This is a genomic window from Bacillota bacterium (assembly GCA_033549065.1).
GTDB lineage: Bacteria > Bacillota > Dethiobacteria > DTU022 > DTU022 > JAWSUE01.
The window spans coordinates 97,780-123,054 of the sequence record JAWSUE010000008.1 but is presented as its reverse complement, the minus strand read 5'-3'; the positions used below and the strand labels follow the sequence as shown (position 1 = coordinate 123,054).

Annotated in this window: 21 protein-coding genes; 13 read left to right on the top strand and 8 right to left on the bottom strand. The window is 44.8% G+C overall.

Annotation, left to right across the window (positions count from 1 at the left end):
* The first annotated feature begins 41 nt into the window (after positions 1 to 41).
* The gene (locus SCJ97_07190; GenBank protein ID MDW7739824.1) at positions 42 to 4,013 is read left to right on the top strand and encodes an efflux RND transporter permease subunit; all 3,972 of its coding nucleotides are present in this window, start codon (positions 42 to 44) and stop codon (positions 4,011 to 4,013) included.
* 44 nt (positions 4,014 to 4,057) lie between these two features.
* Positions 4,058 to 4,660, top strand: a complete 603-nt coding sequence (locus SCJ97_07185; GenBank protein MDW7739823.1) for a TetR/AcrR family transcriptional regulator — start codon at positions 4,058 to 4,060, stop codon at positions 4,658 to 4,660.
* A gap of 95 nt (positions 4,661 to 4,755) precedes the next feature.
* Here the strand turns inward: SCJ97_07185 and SCJ97_07180 are convergent, their stop codons facing one another.
* The 3 genes from SCJ97_07180 to SCJ97_07170 form a co-directional block, all read right to left on the bottom strand.
* The gene (locus tag SCJ97_07180) at positions 4,756 to 5,952 is read right to left on the bottom strand and encodes an anaerobic nitric oxide reductase flavorubredoxin (GenBank protein MDW7739822.1); all 1,197 of its coding nucleotides are present in this window, start codon (positions 5,950 to 5,952) and stop codon (positions 4,756 to 4,758) included.
* A gap of 25 nt (positions 5,953 to 5,977) precedes the next feature.
* Positions 5,978 to 6,304, bottom strand: coding sequence for a cupin domain-containing protein (locus tag SCJ97_07175; GenBank protein ID MDW7739821.1), 327 nt, complete (start codon positions 6,302 to 6,304; stop codon positions 5,978 to 5,980).
* A 113-nt stretch (positions 6,305 to 6,417) separates the two neighbouring features.
* Entirely contained in the window at positions 6,418 to 6,642 is a 225-nt protein-coding gene (locus tag SCJ97_07170) for a hypothetical protein (GenBank protein MDW7739820.1), read from the bottom strand.
* A 216-nt stretch (positions 6,643 to 6,858) separates the two neighbouring features.
* Between SCJ97_07170 and SCJ97_07165 the strand changes: the two genes are divergently transcribed.
* Both SCJ97_07165 and SCJ97_07160 read left to right on the top strand, forming a co-directional pair.
* Positions 6,859 to 7,659 carry a serine protease gene (locus SCJ97_07165; GenBank protein MDW7739819.1) on the top strand — a complete coding sequence of 267 codons (801 nt, stop codon included), beginning with the start codon at positions 6,859 to 6,861 and terminating at the stop codon, positions 7,657 to 7,659.
* A 136-nt stretch (positions 7,660 to 7,795) separates the two neighbouring features.
* Complete coding sequence (locus tag SCJ97_07160; GenBank protein MDW7739818.1) at positions 7,796 to 8,422, top strand: CBS and ACT domain-containing protein; 627 nt, start codon at positions 7,796 to 7,798, stop codon at positions 8,420 to 8,422.
* On the opposite strand, the gene SCJ97_07155 is transcribed toward SCJ97_07160, so the two are convergent.
* On the bottom strand, positions 8,419 to 8,937 hold the full coding sequence (locus tag SCJ97_07155) for an RnfABCDGE type electron transport complex subunit D (protein MDW7739817.1): 519 nt from the start codon (positions 8,935 to 8,937) through the stop codon (positions 8,419 to 8,421). The two genes, SCJ97_07160 and SCJ97_07155, sit on opposite strands and share 4 nt — an antisense overlap.
* Positions 8,938 to 8,941: 4 nt before the next feature.
* On the opposite strand from SCJ97_07155, the gene SCJ97_07150 reads away from it, so the two are divergent.
* The 3 genes from SCJ97_07150 to SCJ97_07140 are packed head-to-tail and all read left to right on the top strand — an operon-like array spanning position 8,942 to position 12,566.
* A complete protein-coding gene (locus SCJ97_07150) occupies positions 8,942 to 11,242 on the top strand; it encodes a xanthine dehydrogenase family protein molybdopterin-binding subunit (protein ID MDW7739816.1) in 2,301 nt (766 codons plus the stop codon).
* Entirely contained in the window at positions 11,239 to 12,075 is an 837-nt protein-coding gene (locus tag SCJ97_07145) for an FAD binding domain-containing protein (protein MDW7739815.1), read from the top strand. Before SCJ97_07150 ends, SCJ97_07145 begins: the two co-directional genes overlap by 4 nt.
* On the top strand, positions 12,075 to 12,566 hold the full coding sequence (locus SCJ97_07140; GenBank protein ID MDW7739814.1) for a (2Fe-2S)-binding protein: 492 nt from the start codon (positions 12,075 to 12,077) through the stop codon (positions 12,564 to 12,566). The genes SCJ97_07145 and SCJ97_07140 overlap by 1 nt, the downstream gene beginning before the upstream one ends.
* Positions 12,567 to 12,628: 62 nt before the next feature.
* Here the strand turns inward: SCJ97_07140 and SCJ97_07135 are convergent, their stop codons facing one another.
* Positions 12,629 to 13,135 carry a ferritin gene (locus SCJ97_07135; GenBank protein ID MDW7739813.1) on the bottom strand — a complete coding sequence of 169 codons (507 nt, stop codon included), beginning with the start codon at positions 13,133 to 13,135 and terminating at the stop codon, positions 12,629 to 12,631.
* A gap of 315 nt (positions 13,136 to 13,450) precedes the next feature.
* Between SCJ97_07135 and nuoE the strand changes: the two genes are divergently transcribed.
* From nuoE to SCJ97_07105, 6 genes are all read left to right on the top strand, one after another.
* On the top strand, positions 13,451 to 13,924 hold the full coding sequence (gene nuoE, locus SCJ97_07130; protein ID MDW7739812.1) for an NADH-quinone oxidoreductase subunit NuoE: 474 nt from the start codon (positions 13,451 to 13,453) through the stop codon (positions 13,922 to 13,924).
* A complete protein-coding gene (locus tag SCJ97_07125) occupies positions 13,925 to 14,104 on the top strand; it encodes a CCxxC motif-containing NuoF prefix domain-containing protein (protein ID MDW7739811.1) in 180 nt (59 codons plus the stop codon).
* 37 nt (positions 14,105 to 14,141) lie between these two features.
* Entirely contained in the window at positions 14,142 to 15,980 is a 1,839-nt protein-coding gene (nuoF, locus tag SCJ97_07120) for an NADH-quinone oxidoreductase subunit NuoF (GenBank protein ID MDW7739810.1), read from the top strand.
* Entirely contained in the window at positions 15,977 to 18,649 is a 2,673-nt protein-coding gene (gene fdhF / locus SCJ97_07115; GenBank protein MDW7739809.1) for a formate dehydrogenase subunit alpha, read from the top strand. The genes nuoF and fdhF overlap by 4 nt, the downstream gene beginning before the upstream one ends.
* Before the next feature lie 230 nt (positions 18,650 to 18,879).
* A complete protein-coding gene (locus SCJ97_07110) occupies positions 18,880 to 19,557 on the top strand; it encodes a rhomboid family intramembrane serine protease (protein MDW7739808.1) in 678 nt (225 codons plus the stop codon).
* 18 nt (positions 19,558 to 19,575) lie between these two features.
* A complete protein-coding gene (locus SCJ97_07105; GenBank protein MDW7739807.1) occupies positions 19,576 to 20,409 on the top strand; it encodes an ATP-dependent Clp protease proteolytic subunit in 834 nt (277 codons plus the stop codon).
* 126 nt (positions 20,410 to 20,535) lie between these two features.
* Here SCJ97_07105 and SCJ97_07100 read toward each other — a convergent pair whose 3' ends face one another.
* From SCJ97_07100 to SCJ97_07090, 3 genes are all read right to left on the bottom strand, one after another.
* Complete coding sequence (locus tag SCJ97_07100; GenBank protein MDW7739806.1) at positions 20,536 to 21,873, bottom strand: HAMP domain-containing sensor histidine kinase; 1,338 nt, start codon at positions 21,871 to 21,873, stop codon at positions 20,536 to 20,538.
* Entirely contained in the window at positions 21,866 to 22,540 is a 675-nt protein-coding gene (locus SCJ97_07095) for a response regulator transcription factor (protein ID MDW7739805.1), read from the bottom strand. Before SCJ97_07095 ends, SCJ97_07100 begins: the two co-directional genes overlap by 8 nt.
* A gap of 474 nt (positions 22,541 to 23,014) precedes the next feature.
* Complete coding sequence (locus SCJ97_07090; protein ID MDW7739804.1) at positions 23,015 to 25,204, bottom strand: diguanylate cyclase; 2,190 nt, start codon at positions 25,202 to 25,204, stop codon at positions 23,015 to 23,017.
* Positions 25,205 to 25,275 lie beyond the last annotated feature (71 nt).

Sequence of the window (25,275 nt, the reverse complement as noted above, 5' to 3'; positions counted from 1 at the left end):
TGATATAAATATCACGTTGTTTATTATTCGGAGGATTTTCTATGAACCTGCCCGAACTGGCAGTAAAAAGGCCTGTAGCCACAGGTACAATATTGGTTTTAATCCTGATTATCGGTCTGGTCAGTCTTTACCAGAGCCCACTCGATCTATTACCGGATATCCAGGCTCCGGTACTTGCTGTGATCACAGTTTTCCCCGGAAGTTCACCACAGGAGACATTGGAACTCGTAACTAAACCGATTGAAGACGGGGTATCTGCTGTTAGCGGTTTAACCGGATTAACTTCATATTCCCAGGAAAACATGTCACTGGTAATCTTGAGTTTTGACTGGGGTGCAGATGTAAAAAGAATCAGGGATGATGTCGGTATCCGAATGGACCTGATTTCCTTCCCTGACGGTGTTCAGCGGCCCATACTACTTGAATTTAACCCCACATTGATGCCCATAATGCGCTTATCGGCCAGTGGTCTGGATGATCCTGTTCATCTTACAGAATGGTTACAGGAAACGGCCTCGCCAAAACTTGAGTCGGTCCGTGGTGTTGCCAGCGTGCAGGTTCAGGGTGGAGTAAAACAGGATCTTTTTGTAAGGACATCTCCGGAAACAATGGCTGAATATCAGGTTTCGTTCGAACAGATTGCCAATATTTTGCGAGCCAGCCTCCTTGATTTACCCGCAGGAATTATTGATATGGAAGACCGCCATGTAAGGATTCGTTTTCTTGGACGCTTTACCGAGAGCGATATGCTCTCTGACCTGATTGTTGGTTTTAAAGTTGATAATGAAAAGCTGGAAGAAATGATAGGACAGGAAGTTGATATTAACCTGAACCAGATGTTTTCGGGTCAGGGCAACCTGTTTGCAAATACGGGCAGCCTGACCGAGGTTCCCACCATTGATATTTACTGGGATGACATCTTTGATATTGATAAGATTACTCTGGCTAACAGCAGGCTTTCCATACCCCTGCAGGAAGAATGGAGATCCCGAAGTGCTGAGGAGATTGAAAACAGTTTAAGGTTTATTACAAGAACCCCGGGAATAACTTATGACCCGGTAAACCAGAGAATGGTCTTTACACTAACATCTTTGGGAAGAACCCTTATAAACCGGGACAAAGTATTAACCGGTGCGGAGGAGGTTCACCTTGATGATGTATGGGTTCTCGAGCAGGCTGTATGGGACAGCGGCTACATTATTGTACCCCTGGATCAAACCAGCCTGAACAGTTATGGAATCACACAGGCAGAGCTAACTGCGTTTCAAAACAACAACCCACTCATAGTACGGGCTAATCCAAACCAGGTACTTCTTGCTTTTCAGGAAAATTGGGAAAACTTAAGAAGGGAGCCGATCATTTCGATTCCCGACTATAATTCCTGGTTATCGGGAGTACAAAGTGAAATAACCAGGGGTGTAGGGAGTGCGACGGCAGTTATCGAAGACGGCCTTACCGATCTTGCTACAACGATGATCCTCAGTTCTATGGTTCCCGGAGGTTCATCTTTTGGTTCTTTTGAATTGGATGGAGAATTCCCCATCGATCCGGTTTATCTTGGAATGCTGGCAGTTATTGAGCAGGATACCTATAACCCGACAACAATTACCCGTTATAACGGGCAGCCCAGTATCAGCCTGGCTATTCAGAAAGAAGGGGATGCCAATACGGTAATCGTAGCCCGTCAGGTCAGAGCTGCTCTCGAGAAGCTTTCAGAAGAGAGCATTGCAGGTGGTGCATCATCGGTAACATTCAATACGATCTTCGATCAAGCCGAAGAGATCGAAAGAGCCCTGGTTGATTTGGCCAGGTCACTGATCGGAGGAGCGATTCTGGCCATTTTGGTGCTGATCCTCTTTCTTAAAAATTGGCGGACAACGATGTTTATCGGTTTAAGTATCCCAACAGCAATTATTGCTACCTTCAGTCTTCTCTATTTTGCAGATATTACCATTAACCTGATGACCCTGGGTGGACTGGCCCTTGCAGCCGGAATGCTTGTTGATAATGCTATTGTGGTCAGTGAAAATATTTACCGGCATTATCAGATGGGCGAAGCTCCTGCTGATGCAGCAGTTAACGGTGCTCGTGAAGTGGCCGGTGCTGTGACTGCTTCAACCCTCACAACAATAAGTGTCTTTTTCCCCGTTGTATTTTTAAGCGGATTGGCCGGTCAGCTTTTCTGGGAGTTTGCCCTCACAGTTTCCTGTGCCATATTAGCCTCACTCCTGGTTGCCCTGACTGTTATACCCATGCTTGCTTCAAGATCACTTCGCTTGAAAAACTTGCAGGAAGAGATTTCCGAAAAGCCACATCGCCTGCCCGGTTACAGGAATATGTTGAAACTTGCAGTGAAACACCCCTGGTGGGTTCTGATCCTGGCCCTGGTGTTTGTCGGTATCGGTGTTTTCGGTTATACTACTTTGGGCACTGAACTCTTTCCCTCACCGGAGGAATCATCTTTTTCTGTTAATGTAAACCTTCAGCCGGGGGCTACCATGGATCTGACGGATGATTTCGTTGCGGAATTGGAGAAAATACTGGCTGGGAAGGATGAAGTAGATAATTACTCAACCAGTGTTGGAGCAGCCAGGTTTATGGGAGTAACAGCTGAGACCGGAACTTCCAACCAGGCTCGCCTGAGAGTGGAAATTAAACCTGAATATACCGGAGAGATTGAAAGGGTAATTGAAGAGATTAGACTGGAGGTTGAAAGAATCCCTGCGGAGGCGGAGATATCATTTAACCGTGAGTCATTGTTGGATGCAGCAGGTTTGGAAACCAGGCTGGACCTTGTCGTCAGCGGACCGGATCTGGAACAGGTTGTTATGCTGACAGAGGAGGCAGTTGAATTATTGGCAGCCTATCGACAGTTCACCGATGTCGAGTCATCAATGGAAGAAAGCCGCCCGGAAATACATATCCGCCTCGATCAAGGCCAGGCAATGCAAAAGGGTGTTACACTGATCCAGGTAGCCACTGCAGTACGCCAGGCGCTGGAAGGTATACCGGTTAGCCGGATTGAGACAGATGCCGGTTTGTTAAATATTGTACTGGGGTACAGGAAAGCTGATTTCAACACCATCGAAGATCTCGGCCGGATCGGTTTTTATTCGCCGGGTGGTGAATACCTGCACCTGGACGAAGTGGCTGATTTATATGAAGCCTACGGCCCCCAGAGCATTCCGAGAGAGGATCAGCAGGTAGTAGGGCAGATTCAGATCCGTTACAGCGGGATGGATCTCGGTTCAGCTACCGATAAGGCCCTCGAAATTGCCCGCTCTATTGAACTGCCACCTGGTTATGAAATTAAAACGGCGGGTAGTTCAACCCTGATGGGTGATGTTCTCTCAGAGTTGAGACTGGTTCTTGTTATTGCAGCCCTTCTGGTTTACCTGGTTATGGCTGCCCAGTTTGAATCACTCCTGCATCCCTTTATCATTATATGCAGTCTTCCCCTGGCTTATGCAGGGGCTATTCTCGGGTTGATTATAACCGGTAACAGTATCAGTGTTCCAGCCCTGATTGGGATAGTAGTCTTGTCAGGCATTCTGGTTAATGACGGTATTATCATGGTTGACTTTATCAATCAGCAGCGGAGAATACACGGTCTCAGGCTGAAGGAAGCTATTATTGAAGGCGCTTCCGCCAGGCTTCGGCCTATCCTGATGACTACGGCAACAACTGTATTGGGATTGCTTCCTCTTGCTCTCGGAATCGGAGAGGGAAGCCAGCTGCAGGCCCCGATGGCGATTACTATTATCGGTGGTCAGATAACCGGCACACTACTACTTTTGCTGGCCATTCCATCAATCTATCTGCTCTTAACCAGGGAACAGAGTTCATCACTTGCTGCAGCCGGTTCAGATAATTTATCAGTTGGTTTCATTATGGAAGAAAAGCCCGCTGCCCGAAGCTTAAAAACGCACAGATCAAATTCTAAAATTGTAATGAGGATGCTTCTGGTCGTTATTATGGCTGCGCTGATCTTCTACCTGTTTGCAATTTTTTAAGATGCTGCAGTATATTTTTAAGAATAATGAAAGGAGTAAATCCTATGGCCTTAGTTGAAAGCAGGAAAAAAGAAGTCGGCAGTAAGAGGGAACAGATATTATTTGCTGCTATCGATATGTTTCTGGATAAGGATTACTACCAGGTAACAATAAATGAAGTGGCAGAGCGGGCCGGTGTTGGCAAAGGGACCGTTTATGAATACTTTCCCAGCAAGGAACAGCTATTCAAGGAATGTTTTTCATACTGCGCTGAATCATATCTCCAGATATTCAGAAAACCCCGGGCAAATTCTATACCTGTCAAAGAAGTTATGTCCGACATAGTCATGACTCATCGAGAGTTGCTAAAAGAAAACAGGCAGAGACTACACCTTCTTTTTAACGAAAAACCGCTAAATTTTGAGGAACTCCAATCATGGATGCTGGAGAAAAGACGGGAACTTCTTGAAGGTATGATGCTGTTAATTCAGACAGGTATTGCACGAGATGAAGTTCGCGGAAATGTTGATGTAGAGATGGCTGCCCGACTTTTTCTTTCTCTTAACTTTGTCGTTATCGGTGGCATGATTGTCCTGGAGAATGTAGAAATTTTAGATAGCCAGGTATCCGGCCTTTTTGAAATTTACTGGAACGGTATAAAAAAATAAAAGGAACCATCTGAGATTAAGTTTAAAAAGTACTCTGAGTACTGTTTAGTAACTTATTGCAAATGGTTCCCAAAGAGTTTCATCAGATTCTTTTTTTAATCAAGGTTTGAGCCGATTTCCTTCCCGAAATTGATGGCCTTTTCAATTGCTTCCGGATCGGGATTCCATAATGTTTTGATTCCTTCTCGGCTGATCAATTCGAAGCCGGCGTCTTCAAGAAGTTGATTGATCAACTGGACAGATTCGCCGCTCCATCCATAGCAGCCGAATGCGGCGCCCTTCTTCTCCTGAAATTTAAGACCCTTCACCATCTCCATTAATGATGCTATTGAATGGAGTATACCTTTATTTATAGTCGGTGATCCGATAATAATTGCTTTTGATTTAAATATTTCGGTTACCAGATCATTTTTGTCTGTTCGCGCAGCATTGTACTGCTTGATTGTTATTGTATGATTAGCTTCTTTTATTCCGGAAACGATCGCCTCGGCTGCTCTTCTCGTTCCGTCCCACATTGTGTCATATATAACCGTGACCTGATTTTCCTGGTAGCTGTCTGCCCACTCCATATATTTATTGATAATCTGGAGCGGGTCTTCGCGCCAGATTACCCCGTGGCTGGGACATATCATTTCGACAGGAAGATTGAACGCAACAACTTCCTTGATTTTTGCCGTAACGAGCTTGCTGAATGGAGTAAGGATATTGGCATAATACTTGATTGCCTCTTCATACAGTTCGGTTTGATCCACCAGATCATTGTACATCATTTCAGATGCATAATGCTGACCGAAAGCATCATTCGGAAAGAGGATATTATCTCCTGTCAGGTAGCAGAACATGCTGTCAGGCCAGTGCAGCATCTTTGCTTCAACAAAAATTAGCTCTTTACCGCCAAGGTCAAGTTTGTCGCCTGTTTTTACAGGTTTAAAGTTCCAGTCCTCATGGTAGTGGCCTTTTAACGATTTTACCCCTGCCTCGGAGCAGTAAACCGGAGTGCCAGGGATTTCTTTAAGTAGTTCAGGCAGAGCTCCGCTGTGATCTATTTCAGCGTGGTTAGCTATAATATAATCGATATCTTTCAGGTTTATTTCTTTTTTCAGCCGGTGAATAAATTCCTTTGCGAAGGGCTGCCAGACCGTGTCGATCAGAGCCGTTTTTTCTCCTCCCCTGACCAGGTAAGAGTTGTATGAACTGCCTCGGTGAGTGGTCAACTCTTCACCGTGGAATTTGCGTAATTCCCAGTCAATCTTGCCCACCCAGGAAACGCTGTTATTGATTTTGAATGCCATTTAACTGAACCTCCCCATAATATGATTAGGTGCGAATCATAACCAGCATCATTTTAAACCGCTCTTTGGCTTTAAGGGCATGAGGTTTATGAGCCGGCATTATGATCATTTCTCCTTCACCGACATCATAGGTTTCACCATCAATCATTATTTCTGCCCGGCCATCCAGAATGCAAACCAGGGCATCAAAAGGAGCAGTGTGTTCGCTTAATCCCTGTCCCTGGTCAAAAGCAAAAACAGTAACGGTTCCTTTTTGCTGCTTTAAAATTTCCTTGCTGACTACAGCACCTTCCTGGTAATCTGTGAGTGTTTTCATATCAAGTGTCTTGGCCATCAGGTTTTCTAGATTCATTTTATTACCTCCAGTATAACTCTCCATAGTATTAAATATATATAACCATATCGGTTATATATATTTTAGCATACCCACTGATTCTTAACAACAGATTCTTAATGAACAGATTTTTATTCATCGGGAAGAAGTAAGTCATCAAGAGGTTTGAGAGCTTCCAAAACCCAGTTCTCTCCTCCGGTTTGGTTCGCCTGGTATAAAGCCGGAGCTGCTTCGGCCATGACCTGCCGGATGATCGACCTGGCCGTTTCCAGGTCGCCCAAATGCACCGCGTTTCTGGCCTCAAAGAGAGCCCGGTGGATCTTCTTTTTTAGTTCTTTTTGCTCTCGACTACTCAATTCCCTCATGCTATCTCTACCGCCCATATTAATCTTTTTATAACCGGCAATTCTTAACTTACCTGGATCTGTAATTTATATTATAGCTTATAGCGGTCCAGTATATAAGGGGCAATCACAGCGTCTAAAGGAAAATACATTGTTGTTAGTAGACGGGAAGGAAAAAACAGATAATTGCTGAAATTTATTAGATAAGACTGGAGGTGATGTGCCAAGTTGGAAATATTCGAAGAGCTTAATCGCAGAGATACTCATCCTGAAGATTTTCACTATCTTAGGGAAAGGCAGAGAAAACGGCAGTTCTTCCTTGGTCTGGTAGCTTTCGTATTAGCCCTGTTATTTCTATTTACTGTAACCGGACGATGGCTTTCAGTTTTTTCCGGTCCGGCGTTTAGTTTTCTTAGAGAATCATGGGCACTGCAAGATGACCCTCTGGTCAGAGGTTCAAAAGATGCGGTTGTCCAGATTTACGTGGACTCACGTGCCGGTTCACAGGGTGGACGCATTCGAGGGAGTGGTTTTAATATAATGACCGATGGATTAATAGTGACCAACCGCCACTTGCTTGAGGAGGCAACTACAGTAAGGGTTTCATTTCCCAATCAGGGCACCTTTGTTGTCGGAGAATGGTATCTTGCCCCGGATGTGGATCTGGCAATAATTAAACTTGATTCCGAAAACTTGCCAACCCTCTCATTGACGTCCGAAAAAGTAGCGGAAGGAGATGAAGTACTGGTCATCGGCAATCCACTGCAGTTTGCCCGGATTGCGAATAAAGGGACGCTCATTGGCTTTAGACAATCAGCGGGCTATCATTATCCCCAACTGATTCTTGAAGCAATGATCTATCCGGGCAGCAGTGGAAGCCCGGTAATGGATATGCAAGGCCGGGTAGTGGGAATTGTCTTTGCCACTGTCCGAAGCAGTGACCCCTCAACAATTCAGGGTTTAGCAGTGAATTCGGGAGATCTAATCTTGTTTCTGGAAGAATTGGATATTTTTATACCAACAAATTAAATAATTCTTTGGCGGCTGTATATTTGATTATCAAAGATATAGCATGAATAGCATAAGGTAGATATAATTATAATCAGGAAAGTTATATAAATCGTTCTTCAAAATCCGGATATAGTGAGTAAGGAGGTATGTCAGAATGTTTGTCCGTGATTATATGTCAGTCGATCCAATTACCATCAGTCCCGATGAGTCTGTTGGTGACGCATTGGAAAAATTAAAAGAACATGCAATCAGGCGCTTACCGGTTTTGTCAAAGGGCAAGATTGTCGGCCTGGTAACCAACCAGGATCTTTTAAAGGCTTCGCCGTCTCCGGCAACAAGTCTCTCTATCCATGAGATCAATTATCTTTTCCCAAAAATTAAGATCAGGGATGTAATGACCAGGGATGTGATCACAATCAACCCGGATGCGGCGATAGAAGAGGCAGCAGTAACCATGCGTGAAAATAAAATTGGCACCCTGGTTGTTGAGAAAAACGGTAAACTTGTAGGATTAATTACAGAAAGTGATATTTTTAAAGCCTTCATTGATATTCTGGGATTTGATTGCCCGGGAGTAAGGGTGGCTGTAGCTGTTGATGATCAGACAGGTGAACTCGGCAAAATTACATCGCTGATCGGTTCTCTGAATATAAACATATACAGCCTGGTCATTGGCCATACAAGAGATGGCCGGGTTGTGATTACGATGAGGTTAAAGACAGATCAATCCTTGGAGCTAACGACTGAACTGGAGAAGAAAGGCTATGAAATAATAAGCTAGACTGCAGAAGGTTTTCTATTTATTTTTGTGTAGCGGTTTATCAGGGGGACGACTAAATTCATCCCGATGATTGCAAATGTCGTTCCTTCCGGAAGCCAGCCCCATAAACGCATAGCCATGATAATGATCCCAACTCCGGCTCCGAATATGTATCGGCCGGAGTCTGTTTTTGGCGAATTAATCGGATCTGTCGCCATAAAAAAGGTACCGAGAATCAAGCTTCCTGAAAAAAGGTGGAAGAGAATATTTTGACCGGTAAATAAGCAGACAATTACTGCTGCTATAACACTGGCCGGGATACGCCAGTTCGCATATTTATTATAGAGCAGGTAGGCTCCCCCTGTTATCTGCAATGCTATACTGTTTATTATAAAACAGCTGTTGTTGTTGAAGCAACTCTGTGCGGGTGGAAGGATCAAAAGGCACTTTGTCGAAGCATTTAGAAAAATAGAATTACAAATCACATCACAACTGGAGGAGCGTGATAGCGTGAGCGAAGAAAAATTTATCGGCATTTCCATGAAGCGTAAAGATGGTGATGATAAAGTCAATGGCCGGCTTCTTTACCTCGGAGATAAACAGTCTCCCGCAATGCTTCATGCTGCTGTTAAGACCAGTCCCCATGCACACGCTTTGATCAGGAAGATTGATATTGCCGGAGCCAAAGCCGCACCGGGAGTTAAAGCGGTTATTGCAGGTGATGATGTTCCCGGTAACATTGGCATATACCTTGGAGACAAGCCACCCCTGGCCCGAAAAAGGGTGCGTCACTATGGCGAACCGGTCGCTGCCGTTGTGGCTGACAGTGAACTTAATGCGAAAGCCGCATTGACCCTGATAAAAGTTGAGTATGAACCCCTGCAAGTTGTTCGCTCTCCTTCCGAAGCACTTGAGGAAAAGGCGCCTCTTCTGCATGAAGAGATGGATACATACAGCCACATCCCGGCCATTTTCCCTGAACCGGGAAGTAACGTGGCCAACAGGACGAAGATAAGAAAAGGGAACGTGGAAGAAGGTTTTGCCAAATGTGAAGTGATCGTTGAAGAATCATTCAGTTTTCCTCCGGGAGATCACGTTGCATTGGAAACGAGAGCTTCAAGCGCTGAAATAAAAGCAGACGGACAGGTGATCATACATTCCACAACCCAGGCGCCCTTCGTGGTCCGTAACCTGCTTGCTACAGCATTCGGGCTCGATGTGGGTAAGATAACGGTTATTGCTTCCCCTCTGGGTGGAGGTTTTGGCGGTAAAGCGGGAATTCAACTGGAGGGTTTGGCGTACCTCCTTTCAAAAGCAGTGGATGGCCGTCCGGTTATGCTCATGAACAGCAGGGAAGAGGACCTCTTATCATCACCGGGAAGGACCGGGTTGGAAGCAACAATAAAATTAGGATGCAAAAAAGAAGGCAAGCTTCAGGCAGCCAGGCTTAATTTTTACTTTGATAGCGGAGCTTACGCCGATTATGCTGTAAATATCAGCAGAGCTGCAGCGATTGCCTGTACAGGGCCATATAATATACCTAATGTCTGGTGCGATTCACTCTGTGTTTACACCAACCATCCCTTTGCCACGGCATTCAGAGGTTTTGGCCATATTGAACTTGCTTTTGCCATGGAAAGAGCGATCGACCTGCTTGCAGAAAAGGCCGGCATCGATGCCCTGAAATTCCGGATGATCAATGCAATAAAAGCCGGGGATACAACGCCGACTCAAAGCGAGATGGATTCCAGTACCGGCAATCTGGAGAAGTGTCTTGAAAATATCTCAGCGATGCTCAGATGGGATGCCGGAACAAGAGAAGAACTGCCTGATGGGAAAATCAGGGCCAAGGGAGTTAGCTGTTTCTGGAAAGCTCCGGCTATGCCGACTAATGCTGACGGAGGTGCAATACTAACCTTTAATGAAGATGGCTCTGTAAATATTCACTGCGGGGTAATCGAGATCGGCCAGGGTATTAAAACTGCACTGGCCCAGATACTGGCAGAAAAATTCTTGCTGCACCCCGATCAGATTCATATTGTTGATGAAGTCAATACCCGTACTGCTCCCCATGATTGGGCAACAGCAGCCAGCCGGAGTCTATTTATGATAGGAAGGGCGCTCCTGGAAGCGGCAGATGATGCCATTAATCAATTGCGCAGGACGGCATCTATCGTACTGCGCTGTCCTCCTGAAGATCTACAGGTCGGGGGAGGAAGGGTGTTTCTGGCCGATGAACCTGAGATAGGTGTACCTGTAAAAGATGTTGCCCTCGGTTACATGTACCCCGAGGGGCAATCCATAGAGGGCCAGGTTATTGGTGTGGGCCGCTACATTTCCCGGAGGATCACTGCTATTGATCCTGAAACCGGAAAAGGGAGACCGGCCCTTGAATGGACCATGGGTGTCCAGGGAGTCGAGGTTGAACTTGATCCTGCTGATGGGACCTACCGTGTTTTGAAAGCGGCTTGTTCGATGGATGTGGGAAAGGTTATTAATCCCTTCCTGGCTCACAGTCAGATCGTTGGCGGGATGTCTATGGGCCTCGGCTATGCCGGATGGGAAGGTTTTATCCTTAACAACCAGGGACGGGTTCTAAACGATGATTTACGAAGTTATAAGCTGCTTCGTTTTGGTGAGGAACCGCAGTACATGGTCGAGTTTGTGGAAACCCCCCAACGGGATGGACCCTATGGTGCCAGGGGGTTGGGAGAACAGGGTGTGCTGGGCATGCCAGGCGCTCTTTCCGGAGCCCTGTCACGTGCTGTGGGGCGGCAGTTAAAGAAAATGCCTCTCACACCTGAAAGCATATGGGAAGCAGGGAAGGAGGAAAGAAAATGATACCCTTTGATCTCGATTATTATGCTCCGGAAAAGGCTGATCAGGCTGTAGAGATCTTCTTTTCACTTAAAGAGGAAGGTCGGAAACCTCTCTATTATGCCGGTGGTACAGAAATAATTTCCTTTTGCCGGAGCCAGAGAATTACCCCGGATGCTTTGATTGATATCAAAAATATCAAGGATGCATTGCCGCTGGATTTAGATGGTGATGACCTGGTATACGGAGCAGCGCTGAGTTTAAGTTCAGTCGCAGAAAAAGGCAGCTCTGCTATTATTTCCGAAGTGGTTAAGTGTATAGCCGATCGCACAGTCCGAAATCGGCTTACCCTTGGAGGAAATATCTGTGGACGTCTGCCTTACCGGGAAGCCGTACTGCCTTTTCTCCTGGCCGATGCAGAAATATTACTGCAAGGCAAAGATGGCCGGCACAAAAAACTACTCCGAGATCTATTTGATAAACGCCTGCATCTCGAAGAAGGAGATATCTTGCTGCAGTTAATTGTAAGCAAAAATAAATTAAATAGGTTTGGCTGGCGCAAGCGCCGGGAAAAACACGGACCTGTTGACTACCCGCTTTATCACATCTGCAGCCTTAAAAATGACGGGCAAGTTAAAATAGCAGTCAGTGGCTTATGTTCCTTCCCATTTAGAAACGCGGAGCTGGAGAAAGCGATCAATGATTCTTCCATAGCTGTAAAAGATCGTGTTTCAGATTCGATCAAGAAATTACCCGGTCCAGTGCGCGATGACCATCTCGGTTCATCGGTTTATCGTGAAGCTCTTTGGCAGTCTGACCTGACTGAGATGATTGAGAGAATGGAGGTGGCGGAATAATGATACAGTATAGAAAGATTGCTGTCATTGAACTCGATATTAACAACGAATTATACAGTTTAACAGTCCGCCCCGCTGATACATTACTGCGAGTCCTGCGGGAGAAAGTTGGCTTAACCGGGGCAAAACCGGGATGTGAGAACGGTGACTGTGGTGCATGTACAGTTTTGCTTGATGAAATACCGGTGAAATCATGCCTGATCCTGGCGGTTGAAGCAATCGGTAAAAAGATCACAACGGTTGAAGGCCTGAAAGATAGCGCGATCCAGAACGCTTTCCTGGAACAGGGTGGTTTTCAATGCGGTTACTGTACCTCCGGGTTTTTGATCAATGCTCATGCATTATTGGAAAATCATCCTGATGCGGACAGCAACACAACCAGGGAATGGCTTGAGAGCAACCTCTGCCGTTGCACCGGGTATGAAGGGATAGGCAGATCGGTGGAACGAGCCAAAGCAATTATAAAGGAGAGGAGAGGTAGCGATTCCTGATAATATTAAATTAGAGGTTACTACCAGGTATGCCATCCTTCTGGTTGAATAGTAACTTATATTTATTCAGCCGCCGGGTTAAAAGTGCGGCCGGCGAGTTCTTTATCAAGCATTAATATGCCATGGCCCTGCTCCCCAACTCGCTTGACCAGGTTAAGAAGTCTGTTCATTGATGCCTCTTCTTCAACCTGCTCATCAATAAACCACTGCAAAAAGCTTATACTTGGATAATGCTTTTCTTCCTGGGCCAGGTGCATTAAATCATTGATTAACCCGCTTACAAGCTTTTCATGCTCCAGGGCCAGGGCAAATATCTCTTCTGTACTTTTGAAATCACGTTTTGGGTCTTTGAATCCGGTAATTAAGACTTCATTTCCCTGGTCATTGATAAATTCAAAAAATTTCATTGCGTGAAAACGCTCTTCTTCTGCCTGTACGATAAAGAAGTTGGCGAAACCATCCAAGTCTTCTTTTTTAAAAAAGGCAGCCATTGCCAGATAATAATGTGCGGAAAAAAACTCGTGAGTGATCTGTTCATTCATTTTATCCAGCAACATGTTTGGTAACATTATTTTGCCCTCCTCGATTTTGGTCAATTACATTCTGTGATTCTTTTTTATATTATATTATGGCAAGATATATTTAACAATTACAATTAAGAACCATTATTGATTAGATTAAAAAATATTCTTCTAGTTTATTTTTATTTCAATGTTTTCAGTTTTTACTGTCTATTGCGTCTATTTCCTCCAGGCGTATTTTAGGGATTTCTGGCAGGATTTGTAGATGCTTTAATAGAATGTAAACAGGTCTGTTTATTTCTAATAAAATGGTAAAGTTCTTAATTTCGTCAGACATAACATAGATACAAGGGGTGTGATTTTGTGGAAGAACAGCTTAAATCAGTCTTTGATACCTATAAGGGGGAGAGGAATGAATTGATTCCTGTCCTTCAGGATGTACAGGAGAAAATAGGCTATCTGCCTGAAGAGGCAATGAGGGAAGTTGCCAATTTTGTGAAGGTGCCGGAAAGCAAGGTATTTGGAGTAGCCACTTTTTATGCCAGATTTCACCTCCAACCCAGAGGAAAGCATATTATCAGGTTGTGCTGTGGCACAGCATGCCACGTCCGCGGTGCCATGAAGGTCGCTGATAAGGTTAAGGATATCCTGCAGGTGGGCGTTGGCGAAACCACTGATGATAAGAAATACACCTATGAAGAAGTAGCATGCATCGGTGCATGTGGCCTTGCACCTGTTATGACTATCGATTCGAAAACTTTTGGTAAACTTGATCCCGATAAGACAAAAAAAATAATTACAGAATATGGGACTGAACCCGAAGGGGGGGAAGCGTAGATGGATCATTTCATCGATCCCTGTTGCAGTGAGTGTTTTAATAGTAAAGAAAAACCATGTGATGTTTTTATCGAATGCTGCCTTCAGGGCCCCCTGTGTCATGAAAGTGAATCCTGCAAAGAGGCACGAAAGGCTATAGTTAAAAGGTATTCGCACAGCCCCTTATTCCGGGAACAATAATATTTATCAAGGCTGACAGAAAGGAGTGAAAGCCAAAGTGTATGAAAGACATATTCTGATTTGTGCCGGAACGGGCTGTATATCATCAGGAGCCTTAGAGGTAAAAAATGCCCTGATAGATGAACTGGCCAAACATGGGATGACAGAACAGGTAAGGATTATCATGTCAGGTTGTCATGGATTCTGCGAAAAAGGTCCGATATTTATAGTATATCCGGAAGACGTATTCTACTGCGGCGTTCAAAAGGAAGATGTTGCTGAGATTGTTGAAGAATACCTTGTTAAGGGGAATATGGTCGAACGTCTGCTCTATAAAGACCCTGTTTCGGAAGAAACCGTTATATCCCACGATCAAATTATGTTTTACCATAAACAGCAGCGGCTGGCATTAAGGAACTGCGGTGTAATTGACCCCGAAAATATTGATGAATACATAATCCGAGGTGGCTACCTGGGACTGAAGAAAGCTCTCCAGATGGAACCGATGGATGTCGTAAACGAAGTGAAGAGTTCCGGATTGCGCGGTCGTGGAGGTGCAGGGTTCCCGACAGGTATGAAATGGCAGTTTGCCCTTAGCAGCAAGGGGACAAAAAAATATATAGTTTGTAATGCTGATGAGGGAGACCCCGGGGCATTTATGGATCGCAGTATTCTGGAGGGCGACCCCCATGCTGTGCTCGAGGGAATGATGATAGCGGGAAAAGCTATCGGTGCAGATGAGGGCTATATATATGTTCGCTCAGAATATCCCCTGGCTATTAAACGATTACGTACAGCTATAGGACAGGCAGAAAAGTACGGGATGCTTGGTGAAAACATAATGGGATTCGGATTCAACTTTAAAATAAAGATAAAAGAGGGAGCCGGAGCATTTGTCTGTGGTGAAGAGACTGCTCTGCTGGCTTCCATTGAAGGAAACAGGGGTGTGCCCCGTCACCGCCCGCCATTTCCGGCAGTTGAGGGGTTGTGGAGTAAACCAACCTGTATAAACAATGTTGAAACTTTGGCCAATGTGCCGTTGATCCTTCGTCGGGGAGCAGAAAAATTCGCCTCCGTGGGCACTGAAGGCAGTAAGGGAACCAAAGTATTCGCCCTGACAGGGAAAGTCAACAACACCGGTTTGGTTGAGGTTCCCATGGGTGTAACGATCCGTGAAGTTGTTTTTGATATTGGCGGTGGGATTCGCTATGGCAAAAAATTTAAAGCAGCTCAGATTGGAGGACCTTCAGGTGGATGTATCCCTGAAGAACACCTCGATCTGCCTATCGATTTCGACTCCTTGACTGCTGCGGGAGCGATGATGGGTTCCGGCGGCTTGGTTGTAGTTGATGAAGATACCTGCATGGTTGACATGGCCAGATACTTCCTCAACTTTACACGTAAAGAATCATGCGGTCAGTGTATCCCCTGCCGACTGGGGACCACCCAGATGTTTTATATTCTGGAAGATATCACTGAAGGACGGGGTCGTATCGAGGATATCAAACTGCTCGAAGATCTGGCCTGGGCCGTAAAAAAAGGCTCTATGTGCGGTCTCGGACAGACTGCTCCGAACCCTGTTCTGACAACCCTTCGTTACTTCCGAGATGAGTATGAAGCTCATGTAATCGAGAAAAGATGCCCGGCTCTGGTCTGTAAAGCACTCTTAAAGTACTCGATTGATCCTGATAAATGTATCGGTTGCCAGCGCTGTGCCAAAGCCTGCCCCGTTGAAGCAATCAGCGGAGAGAAGAAACAACCGCATGAAATAGACCAGGAACTCTGCACCAAGTGTGGGGCATGCTTCGATGTATGTCCGAAAAAAGTTGCAGCGGTGCAGGTCAGTTCTGAAGGATTACAAGAAAAAGTTGCAGTTCTTGAGGAGGGTGGCAAATGACTGAGTTGATTACCCTGACTATAGATGGTGTTGAAATAAAAGCAGAACCGGGAACATCGATTTTAAGGGCAGCGCTGGAGAATGGGATATATATCCCTCATCTCTGTGATCACCCAGATTTAACCTCTGTAGGAATTTGCCGGGTTTGCCTGGTTGAGATAGAGGGCCGTCGGCCTACGGTTTCCTGTATGACTCCGGTCGAAGAGGGTATGGTGGTCACTTCAGCAAGTGAAGATCTCGATCAAACCCGTCGGGTTAACCTGGAGCTGCTCGTGCTGAACCACGATTATAATTGCCAGAGCTGTGCTAAAAACAGTCAATGCCAGCTGCAGGAACTGACCCGTTATATCGGTCTTGATGAAGAGCGTATAAAGGCAATGCGCAAGCCTGTGCTGGATCAACCTATTGATGATTCAAATCCTTTCTATTTAAGGGATATGAATAAGTGCGTGCTTTGCGGTATCTGTGTCAGGACCTGTGATGAAATACAGGGCGATCACTGTATCGATTTTGCCTACCGCGGAATCAAGACAAAAATCGCTGTACTGGGTGACAAGCCGATAATTGATTCCACCTGTGTTACCTGTGGAGAGTGTGTAGCCCGCTGTCCGGTTGGAGCTCTAGTACCAAGAGATGAAGCGGAACCGACTTATGAAGTCGAAACTATCTGTCCATTCTGCGGATGCGGATGTGGGATCATTGTAGGTGCCCGTGGTGGTAAAATAGTCAGTTCCCGTGCGGTTCCGGATAGCCCTGCCAGTAACGGCAGTCTCTGTGTGAAGGGTCGATTTGGTCTCGGTTTTATCAATCATCCTGATCGTTTGAAGACACCGCTAATTCGCAAAAATGGTGAACTGGTCGAAGCAAGCTGGGAAGAAGCTCTCTCGCTAATTGCCGAAAAACTGGGTAGCTATAAAGGCGATCAGTTTGCTATGATTGCATCGGCCAAATGTACCATCGAAGATAATTATGTAATGCAAAAATTTACCCGAGCAGCGATGCAAACCAATAATATTGATCACTGCGCACGTCTCTGACACGCCCCGACAGTGGCCGGTCTGGCCACTTCACTGGGCAGCGGAGCGATGACCAACTCAATCAGTGAAATCGGTGATTCATCCTGTATCCTTGCCGTTGGGACCAGTACAACCGATGCTCATCCGATCATCGGGTACCAGGTTAAAAAGGCAGTTCGCAATGGGGCAAAATTAATTGTAGCCAATCCCCAGGAAGTTGCCCTGGTTCGTTTCGCCGATCTGCACCTGCCTCTTAAACCCGGCACTGATGTGGCTCTTCTGATGGGCATGGCCAGGGTTATAATCGAAGAAGGCCTGCATGATGAAGATTATATTGCCGAACGATGTGAAAATTTTGAGCAATTCAAGGAATCACTTGAAGCATTTACCCCTGAGTTTGTTAGTGAAACCACCGGGTTACCCTTCGATAAGATTGTTGAAGCGGCGCGGATGTATGCTAACAACAGTCCGGCTTCAATTCTCTACTGCATGGGTATTACCCAGCATTCTCATGGGACAGATAACGTTCTGGCGGTCAGCAACCTCGCACTGATAACCGGCAACCTGGGTCAGGTTTCTGCAGGAGTTAATCCTCTTCGTGGTCAGAATAATGTCCAGGGAGCCTGTGATATGGGTTCACTGCCAAATGTTTTTACCGGATATCAGAAAGTTGAAAACGACGAAGCACGTAAGAAATTCGAAGATGCCTGGGGCGTTTCTTTAAGCGGTAAACCCGGGTTAACGCATACTGAAATTTTTGATGCAGCTTATGAAGGTAAGATAAAAGCGATTTACCTGGTCGGTGAAAATCCGGTTCTAACCGAAGCCAATGCGGCGCATGCCCAGGAAGCAATGGAGAAACTGGAATTCTTTGTTGTCCAGGACATCTTCCTCAACGAAACAGCAGAAGTGGCAGATGTTGTTTTGCCTGCTGCATCTTTTGCAGAAAAAAACGGCTGTTTTGTCAATACGGAACGACGGGTACAGCGTGTCCGCAGGGTGATAGATCCCGTCGGTGAAGCGAAGCCCGATTGGTGGATTGTAAGCGCTATAGCAAATGAAATGGGTTATGAGGGTTTTGCCTATCACAGCGCTGAAGAAATCTTCAATGAAATGGCCTCTCTGACACCCAGTTATGCCGGTTTAAATTACGATCGGATCGATGAATTCGGAATTCAGTGGCCCTGTCCTACGGTCGATGATCCGGGAACGCCTATACTGCACACTGAAAAGTTTGCCACTCCTTCTGGTAAAGGCAAACTGGTTCCACTGTCGTACAGGGAATCCGCCGAATTATGCTGCACTGATTTCCCTCTAATTCTTACCACCGAGCGCAGCCTTTACCAGTTCCACAGCACCATGACCCGCTACTCAGAAGGGCTGGATGAACTGAGCGGCGGTGAGCATATCCTGATCAATCCCGATGATGCATTGAGAATGGGTATTGAAGATGATGATATGGTCGAAGTTAAATCGCGACGCGGAGCAATAAAAGTCCGGGCTAAACTCTCCAAAAGGAGTCAACCTGGTGTTGCTTCTCTCAGTTTCCATTTTGCTGAATGCCCGACTAACCTGCTGACCAGTTCAGCACTCGATCCGGTAGCAAAAACTCCCGAAACAAAAGTTTGCGCTATCCGTATAGATAAAGCCTAAATAATTAGTAAAGAAGACAACTACAAAATAAGTAAACGATCCAAAGCCTGTCCACGGATCGTTTACTTATTTATGCATATGCCGCTAGTTAAAATTTTTAGTGAAATATCTTTATACCTCTTCGTTCAATATCTTCAAATTTTAAGATGAATCAAGCTTTTACATGAGTGTGTTATAATGGAAATACTCGATGCAGGGATTTCAGGCGAAAGGCGGTTTACCTCCCTCCAATGTTTCCGATACGCGATACAATTACTTATCACGGAGCAAAAATTGCTACCTTCGGGCTTTTAATCATAACCAGCCTGGCCTATTTTTTTCAGCTTTCCTTTGGGTTTGAAGAGTTACCGAATATCTTTGAAACTTACGGATTTATTCCTCAGGATTTTTTTCTTAATCCTGTAGGGGAATTTTATACCATTATAACCAGCATATTTGTCCATGGCTCTTTTATACACTTGATCGGAAACATGTGGTTTATCTGGGTTTTTGGGCCTGCCGTGGAAGGACGGTTGGGATTCAGCCGTTTCATGTTGCTCTATTTTTTAGCTGGAATCGCCGCTGCACTTCTGCAGGGGTTTTCACTTCCCAACAGTGATATACCGATGGTAGGGGCATCCGGTGCGGTATCGGGAGTACTTGGGGCATATCTTGTTCTATTTCCCCGGGCCAGGGTTCTTACGTTCATCCCCCCTTTCATATTCTTTTCTTTTTGGCTACCTGCACCAATTTATTTAGGCTATTGGGCTATCCTTCAGGTTGTCTATGCTTTCTTTGAAGTGCCCGGTGTTGCCTGGTGGGCGCATATTGGCGGTTTTGTGCTCGGCCTGATATTAATCCTGATTATCCGTCCCAAGCGTAATTACCGTGCTGATCCATTTTGGGAATGCTGGCGTGATTACTGTTAACTGCGAGGAGGTTATACAATGGAAGTTTTTTCTCAGGTATTCTGGCTCTTTTTGATAATTTCAATGCTTACACCTTACCTGCAGCAGCAGCTGTTGCGGTCAGCAAGAACACGTAAAATGATCGAACTTGAACGGAGGCGGGGCAGTAGAGTGATAACGCTGATCCACCGCCAGGAGGCACTGAGCCTGCTGGGGATACCCCTGACCAGATATATTAATATTGAAGACTCGGAACAGGTCTTAACGGCAATCCGGCTTACGGACAAAAATGTACCAATTGATCTGATTCTACATACTCCCGGAGGGCTTGTTCTGGCTTCAGAGCAAATTGCTGAAGCTTTACTTCGTCACCCTGGTAAAGTTACCGTGTTTGTTCCCCATTATGCCATGTCAGGGGGTACTCTGATTGCCATGGCAGCAGATGAACTGGTCATGGATGAAAATGCCGTACTCGGACCTCTTGATCCCCAACTGGGGCAGTACCCGGCAGCATCACTGGTAAAGGTGATGGAGACCAAACCGGTTAAAGATATTGATGATCAAACGGTTATCCTCGCCGATGTTGCGGCAAAGGCTCTCAAGCAGGTTAAGATAACTGTTAGAAACCTGCTTAAGAAGCATATGGATGAAGGACAGGCCGATAAGACTGCAGAACTCCTAACCCAGGGAACATGGACTCATGATTACCCAATTGACGTAGCCCAAATTGCTTCCATGGGTCTTAATGTTAATACCGATGTGCCTCCGGAAATTTACAGCCTGATGAGCATGTTCCCCCAACCCCGTACCGCCAGACCAAGTGTTGAATACAACCCGGGGCCCGTTTACCCTGCCGGACCAAAAGAAAAATAATTTCGGGACACATTATTTAATTATATTTTCTGAATATTTATGCCCAGGAGCTGCTGCTTATATGTCTGAAAAAATTGATCTTTCAAAGCTTGAAAAAAAACTGATAATCCGTAACGTTGAATCGGATCAATCCTGAAAAATAATTGTAATCAATGCCCCACCAGTGGCTCCACTGCCGATTTTAATTGAACCCCTGTGTTTCTCTATTATTGCCCGGGAAATAGCCAGCCCCAAACCGCTTCCACCGTTGTCGCCGCTGTAGAAAGGTTTAAAAGCGTTGTCTATTGCTCCCTGGCCGAATCCGGGCCCATCGTCTTCTATAGTGACTTTGCCGCCATCAATCGTAATTAAAATTTCACTTTCTGCATACTGCAGCGCATTGCCTATTATGTTCAGAAAAAGTCGATATATTTTCTCGGGGTCACCTTTAATAAACCGATTACAGTTAATACAGGCAACCTTAACAGATATCCCTTTATCCAAAGCCAGGCTGTGCAGGGCATGAACTGCTTCACGGGCAATATCCTCGGGCAGGATTTCTTTGAAATGGTAGTCTTCTTTAATCGATTCCATCTTAGAAAGATAGATAAACTGATCAACCAGCGCTTTCATACGCCGGGCTTCCTTGATAATTATATCTAAACCCTGCTGTGCTTCAGTTGGCGGTATTATTCCGTCCCGGATAGCTTCTGCGTATCCCTGTACAGACATCAATGGTGTTTTTAATTCATGTGAGGCCTTTTGGAAGAAATCTTTCTGGGCATGATCATATTCAACAAGCTGGTCCGTCATTTCGTTGAAAGCGTGAGCCAGTTCCTCAAGCTCATCACCTGTTGATATATCAAGCTTCCCATCAAAATTCCGCCTGGCTAATTCAGAAACCCTTTTTTTAAACTTCTGTAATGGATCTACAACAACCCTGGTTACGAAAACTCCTGCCACCAGTGAAACAATGATACCGGCTCCAAGGGCGAGAGCCAGTATGCCCAGTAAACTCTGGTTTAATTGGGTGAGAAGATCAAGCCTGGAATATAAAATTAGTGCAGCCTGAGAAGCTTCCCCCGATACAATCACGGGGAAAGCTACGGCAACCAGATCTCTTTCTACCATACTTTCCCGGGGTTCTTTGATAAAGGCCAACTGGTAGAAGGAATCGTTTTCAATGATTGTTCCTGAAGGATAGGTTTCTATATTGCTGCTTTCCAGAATTTCTCCACTTTCCAGAATTACCAGGTAATCGGCATATGCTATCCGGTTTGCCAGGGTAAAGTATACACCCCTCATGTAGCCGCTTTCATGCATGCCGGAACGATCTGCTGCAGAGAGTGCGGAGGCAACCCGGTATAGGCTTTCAACTGTATCATTGATCAGGTATTGACGGACCGTTAAACTGAATGCCAGAGTAAGCACGGCAAAGGAAATGAGCAGTACTGCCAGGTAGCCGATAAAAATTCTCCTAAACATCAAGCCTATACCCGTAACCCCATACCGTTGTAAGCTCTGGCTGGGCTCCTTTTTCCCTTATTTTTTTTCTGATCCGTTTTATGGTATCATCAACTGCTCTTTCATCACCTTCATAGTCATAACCCCATATATTTTCGAGCAATGCTTTTCTGCTGAAAGAGTAATTTGGAGATCGGGCCATAAGCATAAGCAGATCAAATTCTTTACTAGTTAAAGCCGTGTCAATACCCCCGATTGTAACTTTTCGCTGCCCGGGATTGATTATCATATTTTTTATTTCCAGCGTGGCTTCAGTATCCTCCTGGGGAATAATTCTTCTAAATATATTCTTAACCCGGGCTACGAGTTCTCTCGGGCTGAAAGGTTTGGCCAGGTAATCATCACCGCCTATTTCAAGGCCTAAAACACGATCGAATTCTTCTCCACGGGCAGAAACAAAGATCACTGGCAGGTTGTATTCCTCTCGAATCATCCGGCACAAGTTCAAGCCATCGCTGTCAGGAAGCATTATATCAAGAATAAACATATCGGGTACACTGTTAAGCAGGGCATTATTCAGTTCCTCGGCGGAAGAAAAAGTACGAACAATGTAACTTTCTTTTTCAAGGTAGCGTTTGATTAAGTTGCGAATATTTTCTTCATCGTCAACAACCCAAATAACTTTCATCAGGTAATCTCCCTATCTTATAATACTTTTTATATTTTACCAAATAACATGGTTATAAAACCAATAACATAATAGTTTGGTTTAAGAGAGATTGTAAGGATAAAAGAAATCCAGTGGAATTATCCGCTGGATTTCAGGCCGATCCGCGCAAACATTTTTTGAGGTTAAAGTTGCAGCTGCTTTTTCCAATCTAAAGTTGCGCGTTCCTCGACCAAATTTTCCGTTTTCACTAACGTCTCAGGTTTCTACTATCAGTATAAAATTCAGTTTTGGCAGTTTTGTGGAATTAATGTTAAAGTTCTATGAAGTTTTTGTGTTGATAGTCAGGCAGCGTATCATCACCAGCCCTTGGTTTCACTCTTGCTCTTACAATAGCGCTTTATAATATTCCGGAAGGTATTGCAATGGCCTGTCCGGAGCGGTCTTTGGCACAACTGCAGGAATTCTGTTGCTTTCGGTTATTTAAGATTAACTTTAATTATCTTTAACAACCAACTTAAATATCTCTACCAGGTTGGGATCAAACTGTTTACCTGAACACATCTCAAGCTCTGTTAAAGCTTCATTGTGGCTAACCGCATCTTTATACGGACGGGTATTGGTCATTGTGTCATAAGCATCTACAATGGCAAGAATCCGGCATTCGATTGGTATTTCTTCTTCTTTCAGCCCCATCGGATAACCTCCGCCGTCCCAATGTTCATGATGTTTTAAAATAAGGTCAGCAACTTCGGTTAAATCAGAAGATGTGGATGCAATTCGATACCCTTTTTCCGGATGCTGCTTCATTACCTGCCACTCTTCATCATTTAACGGACCCGGTTTAAATAATATTTGATCCGGTATACCCACTTTTCCCAGGTCGTGGACTTTTGCCAGCAGGGCAAGATCAGTCAGTTGGTTTGAAGTCAACCCAATTTTTTCTCCCATTTTAAGGCAAAGTTGTTCAAGCCTTTTTGCATGATCCTCGGTAAAATAATCCCGTTCAGCAAGCGCGGCCATTAAACTCCTGACTATTCCGTTACGCGCACTTGTACTCCTGTATAATTTGTCCCTGAACATGAGGTCATCGGCCTGCTTATAAAGTTTTTTCAAGCTTTCACTGCCGTCCTTGGCAGTTGCCACACCGATAGAAATGCTAAGTGGAAGGTGTGAATGATTTTGGTTATAGAGGTAAACCTGGTAACGGATCTGCCTGGCGATGCTTTCTGCTTCGTATTTCCCGGTAAGGGGGAGTATAGCGGAAAATTCATCACCACCAACCCTTGCAAGTATTCCCGCGCCGTCTAGTGATTCACTGATCAGTTTGGCGCATGTTTTTAAAAGACGATCGCCGGCACTGTGACCGATTGTGTCGTTAATAAGCTTCAGTCCATCAATATCAATGGTAATTATAGAAGTTGGATAATCCGGTTTTTCACTCAGTTGGTGTAGCTTCGCTTCAAAGAAAGACCGGTTGTACAGTCCGGAAAGTTGATCATGATAACTCAGGTAATAAAGTTTTTCCTCACTGTAATCAAGTGCCTCCTCGATAGTTGTAAGCTGTTTTCCGATCAAATCCAATCTGCTATTTGCGTTACTTAGAGATTGTTCTTTCTCCTGAAGTGATTCAAAGTAAACCTGTGCCTTCCCTAAAAGATGGTTAATAGTTTTGCCCAGTGCAGTAAATTCATTGTATTTATCCAGGGGAAGCCGGTAAGAGAGATCTTTTTCAATATCAATATTTTTAATATTTTTTTCGAAAATTAATAATGGCTTGTGAACGTAAAAGTGGTGATAAAGAAGAAAGAGGATAAAAACAAGTATCGTAGCAGCCCCGGCAAACATAAATTCCAATCTCATTTTTGCAGTAACTGCATTGAGGTTGCTTTCGGGGATAAACGTGGCAAGATGCCAGTTGGTATCTGCTATAGGGAGATAGGCAAGAAAACCTTTGCTTTCATCGAGAGTCATCGAATCCATACCATTTTCAGGAATACTGTTTTCAAGATTTCCATATCTAGTCTGCAAAGTTACCAGGCCAGTGTCCGGAGCATAATCAAAGTCCGGGTGGGCCAGGATATTCCCTTTTCCATCTACAAGAAAGGAGTAACCTCCATTTGTAGATTCATGTAGATTGATCAGGGCGATTATCTGCTTTATATCTATATCACCACCGACGACACCAATTAAAGAACCATTGCTGTTGAAAACAGGGCAGGCGATTGTAATTATCAACTTATCATTACTGGCATTTACAAATGCCTCGGTAATAATAGTATTTTTCTGATCGACTGCCTTGCTGTACCAGGGGCGGGATCTCAGTTCAAATCCAGGTGGCATCTGCCATCCGCTGGCATTGATCATCCGGTTGTCGGTTGTTCCGAAGTAGATTGAAGAGAAATCGTCATTTTTTTCAAGTAAAATTGTGAGATAGCCCAGTATATCATTGTCGTTCCAACGATCCATAGAAATATAATCAGCAGCAGCTTCGATAGTTCTGGCATTTTTCTTAATCCAGCTACCAACATCATCATGAATAGTTTGAACTGATAATTCGGCAATCTGCCTTGTGCTATCAAGCATCACACGGTTTGTACTGTAATGCTGATAATACCAGCCTATAACAAAGATAATGACGGTAATGAGAGCCAGTAAATAGATATTACGGAGTAATCGATACAATTTTCTCTCCCGGGGCAGTAATTTGGTATTTATTTTAATTCGGGACCGATTGGTTGATTCCTTTTGTTTAA